The organism is Comamonas antarctica (assembly GCF_013363755.1).
GTDB lineage: Bacteria > Pseudomonadota > Gammaproteobacteria > Burkholderiales > Burkholderiaceae_C > Comamonas > Comamonas antarctica.
The window spans coordinates 174,360-191,147 of record NZ_CP054841.1; the positions used below are offsets into that span (position 1 = coordinate 174,360).

14 protein-coding genes are annotated in these 16,788 nt (G+C 67.7%); 11 read left to right on the forward strand and 3 right to left on the reverse strand.

Annotated elements, in window-relative coordinates:
- Window positions 1-112 precede the first annotated feature (112 nt).
- From HUK68_RS20200 to HUK68_RS20220, 5 genes are all read left to right on the forward strand, one after another.
- Window positions 113-925: an ABC transporter ATP-binding protein gene (locus HUK68_RS20200; RefSeq protein ID WP_175506050.1), complete on the forward strand. Its 813-nt coding sequence runs from the start codon at window positions 113-115 to the stop codon at window positions 923-925.
- 4 nt (window positions 926-929) lie between these two features.
- Window positions 930-1,805 carry an ABC transporter permease gene (locus tag HUK68_RS20205; protein WP_175506051.1) on the forward strand — a complete coding sequence of 292 codons (876 nt, stop codon included), beginning with the start codon at window positions 930-932 and terminating at the stop codon, window positions 1,803-1,805.
- Between the two features lie 20 nt (window positions 1,806-1,825).
- Entirely contained in the window at window positions 1,826-2,815 is a 990-nt protein-coding gene (locus HUK68_RS20210) for an ABC transporter substrate-binding protein (RefSeq protein WP_175506052.1), read from the forward strand.
- Between the two features lie 32 nt (window positions 2,816-2,847).
- Window positions 2,848-4,200 carry an amidase gene (locus tag HUK68_RS20215; protein WP_175506053.1) on the forward strand — a complete coding sequence of 451 codons (1,353 nt, stop codon included), beginning with the start codon at window positions 2,848-2,850 and terminating at the stop codon, window positions 4,198-4,200.
- Between the two features lie 333 nt (window positions 4,201-4,533).
- Window positions 4,534-5,478, forward strand: a complete 945-nt coding sequence (locus tag HUK68_RS20220; protein WP_175506054.1) for a SphA family protein — start codon at window positions 4,534-4,536, stop codon at window positions 5,476-5,478.
- Window position 5,479: 1 nt separating this feature from the next.
- On the opposite strand, the gene HUK68_RS20225 is transcribed toward HUK68_RS20220, so the two are convergent.
- The gene (locus tag HUK68_RS20225; RefSeq protein WP_244146407.1) at window positions 5,480-5,974 is read right to left on the reverse strand and encodes a GAF domain-containing protein; all 495 of its coding nucleotides are present in this window, start codon (window positions 5,972-5,974) and stop codon (window positions 5,480-5,482) included.
- Between the two features lie 83 nt (window positions 5,975-6,057).
- Complete coding sequence (locus HUK68_RS20230; RefSeq protein ID WP_175506056.1) at window positions 6,058-6,786, reverse strand: IclR family transcriptional regulator; 729 nt, start codon at window positions 6,784-6,786, stop codon at window positions 6,058-6,060.
- 115 nt (window positions 6,787-6,901) lie between these two features.
- Between HUK68_RS20230 and HUK68_RS20235 the strand changes: the two genes are divergently transcribed.
- From HUK68_RS20235 to HUK68_RS20255, 5 genes are read left to right on the forward strand one after another with little or no spacing between them, the layout of a single operon-like run.
- Window positions 6,902-7,693: an enoyl-CoA hydratase gene (locus HUK68_RS20235; protein WP_175506057.1), complete on the forward strand. Its 792-nt coding sequence runs from the start codon at window positions 6,902-6,904 to the stop codon at window positions 7,691-7,693.
- Entirely contained in the window at window positions 7,690-9,864 is a 2,175-nt protein-coding gene (locus HUK68_RS20240) for an acetate--CoA ligase family protein (RefSeq protein WP_175506058.1), read from the forward strand. The genes HUK68_RS20235 and HUK68_RS20240 overlap by 4 nt, the downstream gene beginning before the upstream one ends.
- Complete coding sequence (locus HUK68_RS20245) at window positions 9,861-10,856, forward strand: Bug family tripartite tricarboxylate transporter substrate binding protein (RefSeq protein ID WP_244146408.1); 996 nt, start codon at window positions 9,861-9,863, stop codon at window positions 10,854-10,856. The genes HUK68_RS20240 and HUK68_RS20245 overlap by 4 nt, the downstream gene beginning before the upstream one ends.
- A gap of 2 nt (window positions 10,857-10,858) precedes the next feature.
- Window positions 10,859-12,013, forward strand: a complete 1,155-nt coding sequence (locus HUK68_RS20250; RefSeq protein WP_175506059.1) for an acyl-CoA dehydrogenase family protein — start codon at window positions 10,859-10,861, stop codon at window positions 12,011-12,013.
- Entirely contained in the window at window positions 12,010-13,170 is a 1,161-nt protein-coding gene (locus HUK68_RS20255) for an acyl-CoA dehydrogenase family protein (protein ID WP_175506060.1), read from the forward strand. Before HUK68_RS20250 ends, HUK68_RS20255 begins: the two co-directional genes overlap by 4 nt.
- Window positions 13,171-13,213: 43 nt before the next feature.
- On the opposite strand, the gene HUK68_RS20260 is transcribed toward HUK68_RS20255, so the two are convergent.
- Entirely contained in the window at window positions 13,214-15,133 is a 1,920-nt protein-coding gene (locus HUK68_RS20260) for an FTR1 family protein (protein ID WP_434082475.1), read from the reverse strand.
- Window positions 15,134-15,417: 284 nt separating this feature from the next.
- On the opposite strand from HUK68_RS20260, the gene HUK68_RS20265 reads away from it, so the two are divergent.
- A complete protein-coding gene (locus HUK68_RS20265) occupies window positions 15,418-16,767 on the forward strand; it encodes a chloride channel protein (RefSeq protein WP_175506061.1) in 1,350 nt (449 codons plus the stop codon).
- Window positions 16,768-16,788: the final 21 nt, after the last annotated feature.

Sequence of the window (16,788 nt, forward strand, 5' to 3'; positions counted from 1 at the left end):
GTTGGTGCGGCGGCACAGCAGACCGGCGGCATTTATTTGGAAAAAGCTGGCACACCACTTGCTGATACCTGCCCGGAACGATTGTGAATCTGACGTTTATCCGGGAGAGCACATGGAAATTCTGGAGCAGCATCCGGCAGTTGCCGACGCGCAAGTGGCCTTCTCCTTGCAGAAAGTGAAAAAGACTTTCGAAGATGCCGAAGGCAACGAAGTCGAAGTCATCAGGGATATCACCCTGGAAGTCCGCGAAGCGGAATTCATCAGCATCGTCGGGCCCAGCGGCTGCGGCAAAACCACGATGTTCAACATCATCTCCAATCTGCTGGCACCCAGCAGTGGCGAGATCGTCCACCGCAAGATGAACTACAAGCGCGTGGGCACGAATATCGGCTACATGCTGCAGCGCGACCTGCTGTTCCCGTGGCGCACGATTCTGGAGAATGTGGTGCTGGGCCTGGAAATCGAAGGCATACCCAGCGATATCCGCAAGAAGAAGGCGCTCGAATATCTGCACAAATACGGGCTCGCGGATTTCGCCAACGCCTATCCGCATACCTTGTCGGGTGGCATGCGCCAGCGCGTGGCGTTGATTCGGACGCTGATCACCGACCCCGACATCATTTTGCTCGACGAACCGTTTTCGGCACTCGATTACCAGACGCGCCTGGTGCTCGAAGAGGAGATCGTGTCGATATTGCGCGAGTCGGGCAAAACCGTGGTGCTGATCACCCACGATATCGGCGAAGCGATTGCAATGTCGGACCGCGTGGCGGTCATGACCCAGCGCCCGACTTCGGTCAAGAAAATCTACGACATCGGCCTGGCGCGCGAACACGCCTCCTGCCTCAAGGCACGCAACGACCCGCGGTACTCGAAGTTCTTCGATGCCATCTGGGCCGACCTCGATATACAGATTGGACGGTAACGCGATGACAGCAGCCACTCACTCCGCCGCCATTGCCGCAACGACGGCTTCGAGCCAGCCCGTCACAGCCAAGGCACAGGCCGTCAAGCCTCCCGCGAAAAAGCGCCGGCGCTTCCAATGGAAAAGCAGTTTCTGGATCGCCAATCTGCTGCGCATTGCGATGATTGCCGCCATGCTGGCGGCCTGGCAAATCGCCGCCGACCAGGGCGCGATCAACGCGTTTCTGATGGGTTCGCCCGCGGGCATTTACCAGGAGGCCGTGCGCCTGATGGAAACCGGGCAGCTCTGGCAGGACACCTATGCCACCGTCGAGGCCACCTTGATTGGTTTTCTCGTCGGCAGCCTGTCGGGCGCGTTCTGCGGCCTGCTGCTGTGGTGCTTTCCCTATATCGCGCGCATTCTCGATCCGTTCTTTGTCGCGCTCAACGGCCTGCCGAAAATCGCGCTCGCGCCGATGATCATCATCTGGTTCGGCTCGGGCATGCTGTCCAAGGTGGCGCTGGCTTTTGTCGCGACCTTTATCGTGTCGCTGCTGTCGGCCTACCAGGGCACGCACCAGATCGATTCCAGCCTGGTGAATCTGATGCGCTCGCTGGGCGCCACCCAACGCCTGATCTTCCTGAAACTGGTGATTCCCGCCACCCTGCCCTGGATCATTGCCTCCTTCCGCCTGAATATCGGCTTTGCGCTGATTGCCGAGATCGGCGGCGAGTTCATTGCTTCCGACAAGGGGCTGGGCCGCATGATTTTCGTCTCCGGCAATCTGTTCAACCTGAATGCCGTCTGGGTCGGAATCATGATGCTCATGCTCGTGGCCGTGACGCTTTATGCCCTCGTCGCGCGCGTCGAGAAAAACATCCTTCCCTGGAATTCCAAGTAAACAGCACTGAAAGGTTGAAAATGAAAGTTCTTGCCAAGATCGTCGTCAGCAGCTTGATTGCTTTCGGAGTTTCCCAGGCGGCGATGGCGCAGACGGATAAGCCGGCCGACAAGGTGCTCGTGACCGAGGCCTTCCACAGCCTGCTGTATCTCCCGGTCTATGTCGCCAAGCACGAGGGGATTTTCAGGAAATACCACATTGACGTACCGGTGGTGCGCTCCGCGGGCTCGGGCCCGACGGCGCTGGCTTCGGTGCTCGCGGGCGAAGCCCAGTTCTCGGTGCACGGCCCCGAACATGTGGGCTTTGCGCAGGAGCGCGGCGGCAAAGCCAAGGCCGTGAGCGCCGTGGCCAACAGCGCGCCCGTCTGGATCCTGGCGCGCAAGGACGTGGCCTACGAGAAGCCGTCGGACATGAAGGGCAGGAAGATCACCGTGGGCCTGGCCCCCGGCACCTCCAACACGCTGCTCAAGAAGTTCCTGATCGCCAACCAGCTCAAAGACAAGGCCGATGTCACCGTGACCGAAGTCCAGAACGGCTCCGAACTGGGCCCGGTGCTGGCCGGCCAGTCGGACTTCAGCGTCGCCTACCAGCCGCAGGTCGAGCAAGGCATCGCGCAGGGCATGAAGGTGGTCCACGCCTTCACGGCCGAGTACCCTGAGTACGCGTTCTCGACCATCAACACCTCGCAGCAGCTGATCGACAAGAACCCGGCGCTGGTCGGCCGCTTCGTGCAAGCCATCAACGATTCGCTGAAGTTCATGCACGCCAACCCCGACAAGGCCAAGGCCGTGGCGCGCAAGGAGTTCGCCTCGCTCGATGGCGCCGTGGTCAACGCCGCGGTGCAGCGCATGCTCGACAGCAATGTCTATCCGGCCAATGTGCAGATCACCGAGAAGGCGTTCAAGACGGCGATCGACATGCAGAAGTTCGTCGGCAACATCAAGACCGACATGCACTACGCGGACATCGTCCAAGGCACGTTCACGCAAAGCGTGGTCGCCGCGAAGTAAGACTGCAGTGCCATCCACCAAGGACCCGAACCATGACCTCACCCAGCACGCTCACGGCCGCCCGCGCGCTTCTTCAGGAAAAGCGCATCAGCCCTTCGGAACTGCTCGAGGAATACGTGCAGAACATCGCGGCCGCCGAGCCGCAGGTGAAGGCCTGGAAGCGGCTGCGGCTCGAAGACGCCAGGGCCCATGCGCGCGCGCTCGACCAGAAGCTGGGCGCGCTGCGGGAGCTGCCGCCGCTGTTCGGCATTCCCTATGGCGCCAAGGACATCATCTGCACCGCGGGCATCGCCACCGAAGCCGGCTCCAAGGTCCTGCAGGGCCATATCCCGGATGAGGATGCAACGGTCATCAAGACCTTGAAGGCCCACGATGCCATCCTGCTGGGCAAGACCACCACCACCGAGTTTGCCAACCTGGGCAACCCGCCGCCCACGACCAACGCCTGGCACCCGGGCCACACGCCCGGTGGATCGAGCAGCGGCTCGGCCGCGGCCATGGGCGCGCGCATGGCCTTGTTCACGCTGGGCACGCAGACCGCGGGCTCGATCTCGCGGCCCGCGGCCTTCAATGGCGTGAGCGCGCTCAAGGCCACCTACGGCCGCATCAGCAAGACCGGCGTCTATCCCTGCGGCCGCAGCCTGGACCATGTGGGCGCGTTCACGCACAGCGTGGAGGACGCGGCGCTGGTCTACAACGCGCTGTCGGGCCCGGACCCGACGGACGAGGCCACGCGCTATCTGCCGCATCAGCCGCTGAGCATCCGCAGCCAGAACGACTACACCATAGGCATCCTCGAAGACGCCTATTTCGCCGCGGCCGAAAACGCCAGCCTGGCCGCGATGATGCAGGCCCTGGCCGAGCTGCGCGGCGCCGGCGTGCGCGTGGTAAGCGTCAAGGCGCCGCGCGGCTTCGCGGCGTCGGCCCAGGCCCAGCAGCTGACCATGCAGGCCGAAGTCGCGAGCTACCACGCCGAAACCTTCAAGACCCGGGGCGAATTGTTCGATCCCAGCCTGCAGGCGTTCATCGCCGAGGGACTGAAAATCACGGCGGACCAGTATCTGCAGGCCCAGTCGGTGCGCAACGACTACCGCATTGCGTTCGCGCAGGCCTTCGCCGAGGCCGACATCCTTGTCACGCCCACGGCGCTGGGCACCGCTCCCGCGGGCATTGGCGCCACGGGCTCGCCCGTCTTCAATCTGCCGTTCACGCATCTGGGGGTGCCCACGCTGACGGTACCGGTGGGCTTCAGTCCGGACAATGCCCTTCCCCTGGGCATGCAACTGATCGCTCCGCATCTCGAAGAGCAGCGCCTGATCGATGTCGGTTGTCTCTACCAGCAGGCCACCGACTGGCATCTACAGCGGCCCGCTGTGGCGCGCTGAGTCCAGTGCACCCAGGCCGGACTGCAGCAGTCAATGACGCTGTGGAGCCAGGCCCTGGTCGCGTCGGCTGCTGCAATGGCCGCCGGCGCCATATATCAACACTGCAACACATTGTGCGGGGCCCACCGCCGGCGCTGCCCCTCGCACACACAGGGAATGACGGGCCCGCCAGGCGCACCGGCAGGCCCGGGCCGTAGGCGCGCGGCACGGCACTACGTAATTTCGATGTAACAAAAAGCTGCGATACCTGTTACGCTGACGTAGGAGACGACCTACATCCAATAACAAGGGCTTGAAGCCCCCATCCCCATGTCTGCCGCGAAGGAGATCCGCATGAAGCCATGTGCCCGCCTCTGGGGCGCCCTGTTCCTCGGGGCCATGGCCCCGTGTGCCAATGCCAATGAAATCGGCTTGAGCTTCTGGCGGCCGGGGCAGCTGGGCAGCATGGCTGCCGTGGCCAATGCGCCCGGCTGGTCGTTGCCGCTGGTCTATGTGCGTCTCGATGTCGATGCCACGGACGCGCGCGAACCGGCACCGGGCACGCGGCTCACCACGGATGCCAAGGGCGCGACCAATGTGCTGCTTTTCATGCCCACCTACACCTTTGAAACCCGCGTGCTGGGCGCGCGTCCCGCGATCGGGCTGGGCATTGGCGCGGGCCGCTCGCGCTCGAAGATCAATGTCACCTACACGCTGCCCGGGGGCTTGTCGTCATCAGGCTCGCAAAGCGACGCGCGCTCGGGAGCGGCCGATCTCTATCCGAACGCCAACCTCAAATGGAACGACGGCGCGCACAACTACCTGGCGTATGTGTCGGGCGTGCTGCCCACGGGCTCGTACAGCGCCAGCCGGCTCGCCAATGTCGGCGAGAACCGCCGCGGCGTGGACCTGGGCGCCGGGTATACCTATTTCAACGCCCAGCGGCGCCTGGAGTTTTCGCTGGTCGGGGGCGTGACCGAGTATGGCCGCAACCCGGACAAGGATTTCCGCAGCGGCAGGAATGCGCATCTCGACTGGGCCGCGTCGTATCTCGTCACGCCCTATGCGCATGTCGGGCTGGTGGGCTACTTTCACCGCCAGCTCGCGGGCGATTCAGGCAGCGGCGCCTACCTGGGCCACGACAAGTCGCGCATCAACGGCATCGGCCCGCAGGCCGGCAGCTTGTTCGAGCTGGGCGGGCTTCGGTATTACGTGAACGCCAAGATCTACCACGAGTGGGGCGCGCGCAACCGGGCCGAGGGCTGGAACTTCTGGCTGACACTGGCGGCGCTGCTTTGAGCTAGGCCGGGGCGGCCGCCGGCGGCGTGCCCAGCTTGGCCGCCAGCACGTTGGCCGTGCGCCGCAGCAGATCGATATCGGTGTCGGCTTTCACGCCGCGGCTGAAGCAGCACAGCGTGCCATACACCGAACCATCGGCACGCCGCACCGGGGTGCTCAGGTGCGTGCCAATCGCAAAGCCCGGGTCGGGTGCCTGGCCCGAGGCGACAAACGGCGCCGCATCGCGCATGACCTCGGGCAGCCGGCCTTCGACCACAAACTGGCACCAGCTCTTTTCCGCCGGGCCCGACATGCCGGCTTCGAGCTGCGGCGTGAAGCCCGGCATGCTGTCGACGGCCTTGAAGGTGCGCGTACCGTCGGTGATCTCGGAGACGAAGGCCACATCCATGTTCAGCTTGGCACGGATGAGGCGGAGTACCTCGGGCACCGCCGCGGGCAGTTCGGGGTCGGCGGAGTCGCTGGTCGCCACCAGCAACTCGGAGATAGTGACGTCCAAATCTTCAGGGTTGTAGTCCAGCATCATGCGCAGCAGTCTATACGCAGCCGCAGGCGCGCAAGAGGAAGGCGTGTGACAGATGGTTAACAGCCGCCGCTGCCGGCCGACAGCTCACGCGCCAGCAGTGCCGCGAGTTCGGCGCGCCGCGGCGCCTGCATGCGCGGCTGGATCGATGCAATCGAGATCGCCGCGAAGGGCGCGCCTTCGGCGTTGGCAATGGCCATGCCGACCCCGCCCACGCCAGGTGTCACGGTATCGAGCATTTCGGCGCAGCCGCTGCGCCGCGTGCGCGCGATCGTGCGGCGGAACGCGGCGTCGCCCAGGCCCGCGGCATCGAATGCCGCCTGGTGCTGCGCGTGGATGCGCTGCACATCCTCATCGGCCAGGCCCGCCAGGATCGCCATGCCGCCGACGCCCACGCCCAGCACGCGCGCGTCGCCGACCCGGGTGCTGAACACCTTGACCGGGTACGGCCCGTCTTCGCGGTGCAGGCAGATGGTGTAGTCGCCCTGGCGCACCAGCAGGTAGACCGTGTCGCCCGAGGTGCGCGCCAGGCGCTGCATCAGCGGCTGGTAGGAGGCCACCAGCGGTGCGCGCCGCAGCGAGGCCAGGCCCATCTGCATGGCATCGATGCCCAGGCGATAGCGGCGCGTGAGCGGGTCGCGTTCGGCAAAGCGCTCCTCGACCAGGCAGGTCAGCAGCCGGTGCGCGGTGGAGCGCTCGAGCTGCGTCTGGGCAATGACATCGGTGACGCTGATGCCCTCCTCCTGGTGCCGGCCCAGCACGCGCAGCACCAGCAGGGAACGGCGCATGTTCTGCGCCCCCGGAGTTTCACTAGTTTTGCTCACCATATAGGATTTTCCTCAATTTGATCTCGCTCGGTGGACATCTTATCGGGATCATCGTGGCTCCAGACAAAGGATTGCCATGAGTACTTCGAACCTCCTGACCGAGCAGCTCGGCCCGGTCCGCCGCATCACCCTGAACCGCCCCGAGATGCGCAATGCGCAAAGCCAGCAGATGCTCGACGAACTCGATGCGGCCTTCGACAGCGCGCGCCGCGATGCCGCCACGCGGGTGGTGGTGCTGGCCGCCGCGGGCCCGCATTTCTCGGCCGGGCATGACCTCAAGCAGGCCCAGGCCGAGCGCGCCGGGTTCAGCGTCGAGGAGCGCTGGGCCTATGAGGAGCAGCGCTACTTCAGCTACTGCCTGCGCATCTGGGACTTCCCCAAGCCCACCATTGCCCAGGTCCAGGGCGGCTGCATCGCCGCGGGCCTGATGCTGGCCAACATGTGCGATCTGATCGTGGCCTCGGACGATGCGTTTTTCTCCGACCCGGTGACCCACACCATGGGCGCGGCCTCGCTCGAGGTGCTGATCCACCCCTGGGTGCTGGGGCTGCGCCAGGCCAAGGAACTGCTGTTCACGGGCGAGCGCCTCACGGCGCAGCAGGCGCGCGAATACGGCATGGTCAACCGCGTGGTGGCGCGCGAGCGCCTTGCGGCCGACACGCTGGCGCTGGCCGAACGCATTGCCAAGGCGCCACCGTTTGCCATGCAGCTGCTGAAGAAGTCGCTGAACCGTTCGATGGATGTGCAAGGCATGCGCCAGGCGCTGTCGGCGCATTTCGATGTGCACCAGCTGAGCCATGTGAGCGAGGAATACCGCCAGACCAAGGAGGCCGGGCTGGCCACGGCCATCCAGGGAGCCAAGGCATGAACGCCGCATCGACTCACGCCCTCGCGCCGCTGCTGGCGCCGCGCTCGATTGCGCTGATCGGCGCGAGCAGCAACCCGGCGCGCATCGGCGGCATGCCGCTCGATCTGCTGCAGCGCTTTGGCTATGCGGGCGAGGTGTATCCGATCAACCCGAAATACGCCGAAGTGTTCGGCAACCGCTGCTACCGGGATGTCGAGTCGCTGCCCGCCGTGCCCGATCTCGCGGTGCTGGCGATTGCCGCCGACGAAGTGCTGTCCATGCTCGAGCGCTGCCACCGGTGCGGCATCCGCGCGGCCATTGTCTATGCCGCGGGCTTTGCCGAAGCCGGCGCTGCCGGAGCCGCGCTGCAGCGCGAACTCGAGGCCTTCGTGGCGCGCAGCGGCATGGCCGTGGCCGGCCCCAACTGCATGGGCTTTGCGAATCTCAACCTGCAGGCCTATACCGCGTTTGCGTCGATCTTCGTCAACGTGCCGGCGCAGACCGAACCGGGGCGCGTGAGCATCCTGACGCAAAGCGGCAATGTCTGCTCGGCGGTGTTCGGCCTGGTGCGCCGGCGCGGCGTGCCGGTGAGCCACTTCATCAACACCGGCAACGAAGCCACGCTGGAGTACGCGCAATACCTCGAATACCTCGCGCAGGACCCAGGCACCGACTGCGTGCTGGGCTATGTCGAGCAGCTGCGCGACGGCGCGCGCTTCATCGATGCCGCGCTGGCGTTGGCGGCGCAGCGCAAGCCGCTGGTGATCTACAAGGCCGGCGAGACCGAGAAAGGCTCCGAGGCGGTGCAGTCGCACACCTCGGCGCTGGCCGGCGATCTGGCGGTGTACCGCGCGAGCTTCGACCAGCTCAACGTGATCCGCGGCCAGGATTTCGCCCACATGGCCGACCTGGGCTACCTGAGCGGCTTTCGCGCGCGCGCGGGCGGCCGGCGCGTGGCCATCGTCACCATGTCGGGCGCCGTGGGCGCGATCCTCGCCGACAAGCTGACGCTTGCCGGCCTCGAAGTGCCGACACTGCCCGCCGAATTGCAGGCGCTGCTGCGCGCCGGCGTGCCCGACTACGGCATGGTCAGCAATCCCGTCGACGTCACGGGCAACATCGTCAATTCCCCGGGTTTCGTGCGCACCGTGTTCGAGGCGCTGGCGCAATGCGCGGACATCGACACCGTGGTGGTCGCGGCGCCCGGTTATCTGCTCGACCGCATGGCCGACCCGCTGCTCGAGGTCTGCGCACAGCATCCGCGGCTGTTTGTCGCGCTCGACACCGGCGAGGCGCAGTGCCGCGCGCGCCTGAGTGCGGCCGGCGTGCCGGTATTCGACGATCTCGCGCGCTGCACCCAGGCGCTCGCGCCCTTTTGCCTGTGGCTGGCGCGCCAGCAGGCCACCGCCGAGTGGGCCGCGCTGCGCCAGCGCCAGCAGGCACAGCCGCGCGTGGCCGTGCCCGCCCTGCCCGCGCGCCTCAATGAATTCGACACCAAGCAACTGCTCGCGGGTCATGGCGTGCCTTCGCTCACCGGATTGGTGGCGCACGATGCCGAAGGCGCGGTTGCGCGGGCTGCGCAGATCGGCTATCCGGTGGTGCTGAAGATCCTCAGCGCCGACATCGCGCACAAGACCGAGGCCGGCGGCGTGCGCCTGGCGCTCGCCGATGCGGCCGCGGTGCGCAGCGCCGCCACGCAGATCCTGCAATCGGCACGGGAATACGACCCGGATGCGCGCATCGACGGACTGCTGGTGCAGCCCATGGCGACGGGCGGCGTGGCCGAGCTGATCGCGGGCGTCACGCACGACCCGGTGTTCGGCCCGGCGCTCACCGTGGGCCTGGGCGGCGTGCTGACCGAGCTCTACCGCGACGTCGCGCACCGGCTGCTGCCGGTCGATGCGCCCATGGTGCGCGCGATGCTGCAGTCGCTCAAGGCCTGGCCGCTGCTCGATGGCTTCCGTGGCCGGCCGGTGGCCGATGTCGACGCCGCCTGCGCCGCCATTGCCGCGCTGGGCGACGCCGCCTGGGCCTTGCGCGATCAAGTGCAGGACGTCGAGATCAACCCGCTGCAGGTGCGCGCACAGGGCCAGGGCGCCGACGCGCTCGATGCGCTGGTACTGGTGAAGCCGCAAGCCGGCCAGGCCCTGGCGCCGGCCGCACAATTCCAACCCCAAGAGGAGACAGCATGAGCCACCGCCTTTCGATCCGCCGCCGCCTGGTATCTGCGCTGCTTGCCGGCGCCACGCTGGCGACGCTTGCCACGCCCGGCCTGGCCCAGGCCCAGGACTATCCTTCCAAGCCGGTGCGCATGGTGCTGCCCTTCCCGCCGGGCGGCGTCACCGATCTGCTGGCGCGCGCGCTGGCCGAGAAGATGGCCCAACGCCTGGGGCAGCCGGTCATCGTCGACAACCGCCCCGGCGCGGGCACGGTGCTGGCTTCGGACACCGTGGCGCGCGCGCCCGCCGACGGCTACACGCTGCTGCTCGCGGCGTCCTCGGTGGGCACCGCGCCGTTGCTCTATGAAAAGGTCGGCTACGACGCGATCAAGAGCTTCGCGCCCGTGACGCAGGTGGCGTCGGTGGTGCATGTGCTGGCCATCAATCCCAAGCTGCCGGTGAAGAACGTCGGCGAACTGCTGGCCTATGCGCGCCAGAACCCGGGCAAGCTCAACTACGGCTCGACCGGCATGGGCACCTCGACGCACCTGGAGATGGAGCTGTTCAAGAACATGGGCCAGGCCTTCCTGGTGCATATCCCCTACAAGGGCAGCGGCCCGGCGCTGATCGACATGGTCGCGGGCCAGGTCGATGTGATGTTCGATGCCTGGGGCTCGTCGGGCCCGTTCGTCAAAGCCGGCAAGCTGCGCGCGCTGGCCGTGACCACGGCGCGGCGCTCGGCCACCTTGCCCGATCTGCCCACGGTGGCCGAGTCCGGCCTCAAGGGCTATGAAGCCATGCCCTGGCTGGGCCTGATGGCGCCGGCCGGCACGCCGGCGCCGGCCATCAACCGCCTGCATGGCGCGGTCGCCGAGATCCTCAAGGAGCCCGAGATGCAGGAAAAGTTCAAGACCTGGGGCCTGGACATCATCGGCAACACGCCCGCCGAGTTCGCCAGCTTCCTGCGCAAGGACATCGCGCAGTGGGACAAGGTCATCAAGGCCGCCAACATCAAGGCGGACTGAGCATGGACTTTGCCCTGACCGAAGAACAGCAGCTGATCGCCGACAGCGCCAGCGACTGGCTGCGGCACCACTACGACTTCCGCCAGCGCGAAGCCAGCCTGTGGCGCGACGGCGGCAATGCCGCGGTGTGGCAGGCCATGGCCGGACTCGGCTGGCTCGGCCTGGTGCTGCCCGAGGACATGGACGGCATGGCGCTGGGCGCGCTCGAGGCCGGACTCCTCGCGCGCGCGCTGGGCCGGCATCTGGTGGTCGAGCCGTGGATCGATGGCTGCCTGGTGGCGGCGCGGCTGCTGGCCTTGACCGGCTCGCAGGCGCAGCAGCAGGCCTGGCTGCCCGGCGTTGCTGCGGGCACCCACCGCCTGGCGCTGGCCCACGGCACGGCGGCGCTGCGCGCCCGCTCCCAGGCGGCGGGCTGGGTGATCGACGGCTCCCAAAGCTGCGTTGCCTCGGCGTCGGGCGCCGCGCGCTGGCTGGTGTCGGCCACGTTGGAAGATGACAGCCCCGCGCTGTTTCTGGTCGACCCCGGGGCCGCAGGCATCGGGATCGACGCGTATGACACCAGCGATGGCGGCCGCGCGGCCGATCTGCGCTTTGCCGGCGTTCGGCTCGATGCCGCCAGCCGCCTGTCCGAAGGCAATGCAGCGCAGGCGTTGCAGCGCGTGCTGGCCGAGGGCCTGGTGGCGCGCTGCTGGACCGCCACGGGCAGCATGCAGGCCGCGCTCGAACAGACCACGGCCTATGTGCAGCAGCGGCGCCAGTTCGGCCAGCCGCTTGCCGGCTTCCAGGTGGTGCAGCACCGCCTGGCCGAGATGGCCGTCTGCTGCGCCGAGGCCCAGGCCGCGTGCGAGCTGGCAGCGCTGTCGCTGGCATCCGCCAACGCGGCGGACTGCGCATGGCAGGCAGCGCTGCTCAAAACCAAGCTCGCGCGTGCCGCGCGCTATGTGGCGCAGGAATGCGTGCAGCTGCATGGCGCGATGGGCGTCTGCGAGGAGTTGCCGATTGCCAGCAGCTTTCGCAGCCTGATGGCTTTTGCGCAATGGGATGGCGATGGCGCGGCGCACGCGCTGCGCGCCGGCCGCGCCTTGCTGGCCAGCGGCCGATTTGCGCAAAGCCGAACGCTTGGCCCCGGTAATGCCACGATGGAGATGGCCGCATGAATCTGGATTTGAGCCCCGCCGACCAGGCGTTTCGCGCCGAGGTGCGCGCCTTTCTGGCCGAACAGCTGACCCCCGCGCTGATCGCCGGCCAGGCCGCGACCAGCGCGATGTATCCCGAACCCGAGGTCTCGGGCCCGTGGCAGCAGGCGCTGCAAAAGCGCGGCTGGCTGGTGCCGCTGTGGCCGCGCGAATGGGGCGGCACCGGCTGGACGGCGCTGCAGCGCTTCATCTTCGAGACCGAATGCGCGCTTGCCGGCGCGCCCCTGGTGCACCCCATGGGCGCGCGGCTGGTCGGCCCGGTGCTGCTGCGCTACGGCAGCGAGGCGCAAAAGCGTTTCTACCTGCCGCGCATCCTGTCGGGTGCCGACTATTGGTGCCAGGGCTTTTCCGAACCCAATGCCGGCTCGGACCTGGCGGCGCTGCAGCTGCGCGCCGAGCCCGATGGCGAGGATTACGTGCTCAACGGCACGAAGATCTGGACCACCCACGCCCACCATGCCAACCGCATGTTCGCGCTGGTGCGCACCAGCAGCGAGGGCAAGCGCCAGCAGGGCATCAGCTTTTTGCTGATCGACATGGCGCTGCCGGGCATCACGCTGCGGCCGATCGCCACCATCGGCGGCGACCACGATGTCAACGAAGTGCATTTCGAGAACGTGCGCGTGCCCCAGGCCGAGCGTGTCGGCGCGGAGAACGCGGGCTGGGAATGCGCCAAGTACCTGCTCGAGTTCGAACGCGGCGCCGGCATCTTCAGCCCGCGCCTGCGCTCGCAGCTCAAGCGCGTGGCCGATGCGTTGGCCGCGCGCGATGACATCCCGGATGAACTCGCGCGCCGTTTCGGCGAGGTCGTCGCGGATATCGACAGCTTCGAGTGGCTGGAGCTGCGCACCATGGGCGGCCTGGCGCCCGGCGCCAACCCCGGGCCGGTGGCGTCGATCCTCAAGCTGCGCGCCAGCCGCCTCAAGCAGAGCATTGCCGAGCTGGGCGTCGACGCGCTCGGCCAGTCCGGCCTGCGCTGGCGCAGCGACCCCGCGCACAGCGCGCTGCGGCCCAGCGTGCTGGTGCCCGAATACTGCAACAGCCGCGCCTTCACCATCTTTGGCGGCGCGGCCGAAGTGCAGCTGGGACTGATTGCAAAGACCGTGGTGGGGGTCTGACCGCGGCCCGCACCGGCGGCACGTCGCCGCCGGTTGCTGGCTTTCAGCGCGCCAGCGCCTTGCTACCGGCGCGCCGGTTCAGCGCAAAGCCGGCCAGCACGATGGCCAGCACCACGGCCTGGGCCAGCAGCGTCTCCAGCGTCGGGAAGACGCCCAGGATCTCGATGCGCGGCGCGAGTACCGGGTGCACGCCGATCCAGCCGGCTTCCTGCAGCCCGGCCACGCCCTTGCCGATCAGCACCACGGCCAGCACCGCCACCAGCACCGAGGTGATCGAGAAGAACTTGCCGATGGGCATGCGCGCGCTGCTGCGCAGCAGGATCCAGGCAACGACGGCCAGCAGCGCCACGGCAGTGAAGAAGCCGCCCAGCAGCGCGCCGTTGTTGCCGTCGGCCGTGAGCGCCGAGTAAAACAGCACCGTCTCGAAGACTTCGCGGTAGACGGCAATGAACGCCAGCGCAAACAAGGCCCAGGCCGAGCGCTGCGCCACGGCCGCCGACAGCTTCTCGTCGAGATAGGACTGCCAGCGGCCCGCGGCGCTCTTGTTGTGCATCCACATGCCCACGCTCAGCAGCACCACGGCCGCGAACACCGAGCCCACGCCTTCGGTGACCTCGCGGCTCGCGCCGCTGATCTCCACCAGGAAGGTGGCCACCACCCAGGTGAAGGCGCCGGCCACCAGCGCGCTGATCCAGCCCGCATGCACGTAATACAGCACATTGCGGCGCTCGGCCTTCTTCAGGAAGGCAATCATCGCCACCACGATCAGCAGCGCTTCCAGGCCTTCGCGCAGCAGGATGGTCAGCGCGCCGATGAAGGTGGTCAGCGGCGCGGCCTGGGCCGTGCCCAGTTCCTCATCGACCTGCGCGAACAGCTGGTCGAGTTGCGCCGCCGCGGCTTGCGCCTGCTCGGGCGTGCCACCCGACACCTGCGAGCGGTAGTTGAGCATCGCGTCCTCGACCGCCACCAGCAGCGACTTGTTGCGCGCGCCGACCATGGGCTCGATGGGCTCGAAGCCGTCGAGATAGGCCGACAGCGCCAGGCGCGTGGCCTCGCTGCGGTTGCCGGCGTGCAGGGCGGCCAGGCTTTCCTTGAGGCGCTGGCGCGCCAGCGTCAGGCCCGCGGGCTTGCCGGCCTCGGCCGCGTCCGGATGGGCGCGCAGATAGGCGGTGACATCGCGCGCCGCGTCTTTGGACAGGGTTTCGGCGGCCGCGAGTTCGGTCGTGGTGGTCACGGCCGCGAGATCGGGAAAGCCTTGCCTGGTTTTGGCATCCTGCCACAGCTGCGCGCCGCGGCTGCGCATCGCCTCGTCGTACGACAGCGTGCCGGCAAAGAAGGCCAGCGCCCAGAGGTCTTCTTCGGGCAAGGCTGCAAAGCTCGGCATCGACGTGCCTTCGACGCCCTGCGAGATCACCTGGTGCAGCGCCATCAGGCTGCGCGATGCCGCGCGCTCGCGGTCGGTGAAGGCAATCGGGCGCGGGTCCAGGCTGGCGGCCAGCGGTCCGTTGCCATCGCCGGTGGCGCCGTGGCACGACGCGCACTGCTGCGCATACAGCGCCGCGCCGCGCGCCAGATCCGGCAAGGCCTTGGGCGCGACCGGCATGGGATAGGCGGCAATCACCAGCGCATTGGCCGCATGGGCCAGGCGCGCGACCTCGGCCGGCTCGGCCTTGCGCTCGACGGCGGCGCGCAGCGCCTTGATGGCTTCGGCAATTGCCGCGCGCGAGGCATGCGCCGGCAGCTGCTGGATCTGCTGGGCGGCGTTTTCGGTGAAATCCAGCATTTCGGCATACTCGCTTTCGCTCGCCACGGCGCCGTTTTCCACCGCCCCGCCGTAGTCGACGGCCACATAGTCCAGCAACTGCCAGAGCTGGCGCGCGTCCGCGGGCGCGGCCGCGGGTTGCGCATGGAGCAGCCCCGCCGAGAGGAACAGGCCTGCAAGCAGGCACAGAATTTTTCTCACAATGGATCCTTAGCAAACAATACTCATTCACGCCAGCGCCCGGAACCGGGCCTAAGGCGGCCGCCAGCCGTCTGTCTGGCGCGCTGCGGATGGGAGCGACTGTAAGCCCATGGCGCACGCGCTGCGTCGCACCGCCGGGAAAAGCCGGCAAGCTGGCGGTGCCTTGGCAGCGGCGAAGCTGCGGCGGCCCGGGACCCGGCCGCGGCCAGGGTCGCACGCGCCGGCCCTGCGGGCCGCGTCCGCCTCATGCACAATGAGGCGCTTTGACAAGCGGCTGGGCACGGATGCATCAAGAACCGGATTTCCTTCAGAACCTGCACAAAGAACTCCGCGACGGCAGGCGCTGGCTGGACCGCGCCATCGTGCTGGCCTATGCCGTGGCCGCCGGTCTGTGCGTCGTGGCATTCACGCTGATGGCGGATACCGCGTTCGAGCTGTTCCTGCACATCTACGGTTTCCAGGGCGGCTGGCTGGTGCTGTTCTGGATGCCCGCGGTCACGGCGGCGGCCGTCTGGCTGACCCGGCGCTGGGCGCCGGGCGCCGCGGGCTCGGGCATACCGCAGGTGGTCGTCGCGCTCGATCCGGCGCTCGACACCTCGCTGCGCGCGCGCTTCGTGTCGCTGTGGCTGTCGTTTGCCAAGATGACGCTGTCGACGCTGGGCTTTGCCGCCGGGCTGTCGATCGGCCGCGAGGGACCTTCGGTGCAGGTGGCGGCGGGCGTCATGCACCATGCGCGCCGCTGGCTCGGGCCCAAGTCGGGCATCAGCAGCCATGCGCTGCTGGTCGCGGGCGGCGCCGCCGGCATTGCCGCGGCGTTCAACGCACCGCTGGCCGGCGTGGTGTTTGCGATCGAGGAGCTGTCGCGCAAGCTTGAATCGCGCTCCAGCGGCCTGATCATTGCCGCCATCGTGCTGGCCGGCCTGATGGGCGTGTCGGCGTTTGGCAACCTGAGCTATTTCGGCCGCATCCAGGTGCCGAAGCTGTCGTGGGACGCCCTGCTGCCGGGCCTGTGCGTCACGCTGGCCTGCGGCGTGCTCGGCGGCCTGTTTGCCAAGCTGCTGGCCCAATCGCTCACCGCCGCGCCCGAGCGGCTGAACCGCTGGCGCGCGCGCTTTCCCATCCGCTTTGCCGCGGCGGGCGCGCTGGCCGTGGCCGTGATCGGCCTGGCCACCGGCGGCGCGACCTTTGGCGCGGGCTCGGAAGCCGTCAAGCACATGCTGGTCGGCCAGGCCGACGTGCCCGAACTCTATGTCACGCTCAAGTTCATTGCCACCTGGCTGTCGGCCTGGGTCGGCATCCCGGGCGGCATCTTCGCGCCCTCGCTGTCGATCGGCGCGGGCGTGGGCCACAACGTGGCAGAGCTGATGGGCCCGCAGATCGCCCCGGCGCTGATTGCCATGGGCATGGCGGCGTTTCTGGCGGCCGTGACGCAGGCGCCGCTGACGGCCTTCATCATCGTGATGGAGATGGTGGACGGCCACGCCATGGTGCTGAGCCTGATGGCCTCGGCCATGCTGGCGAGCCTGGTCTCGCGCATGCTGGCGCGGCCGCTCTATGAAACGCTGGCAATGTATATGCTGTCCACATTGCCGGCGCCGGCCAAGGAAGTGCGAGAGCAAAAGACCGGCGGCTGAGCGCCTGTGGCCGCCGCCCGC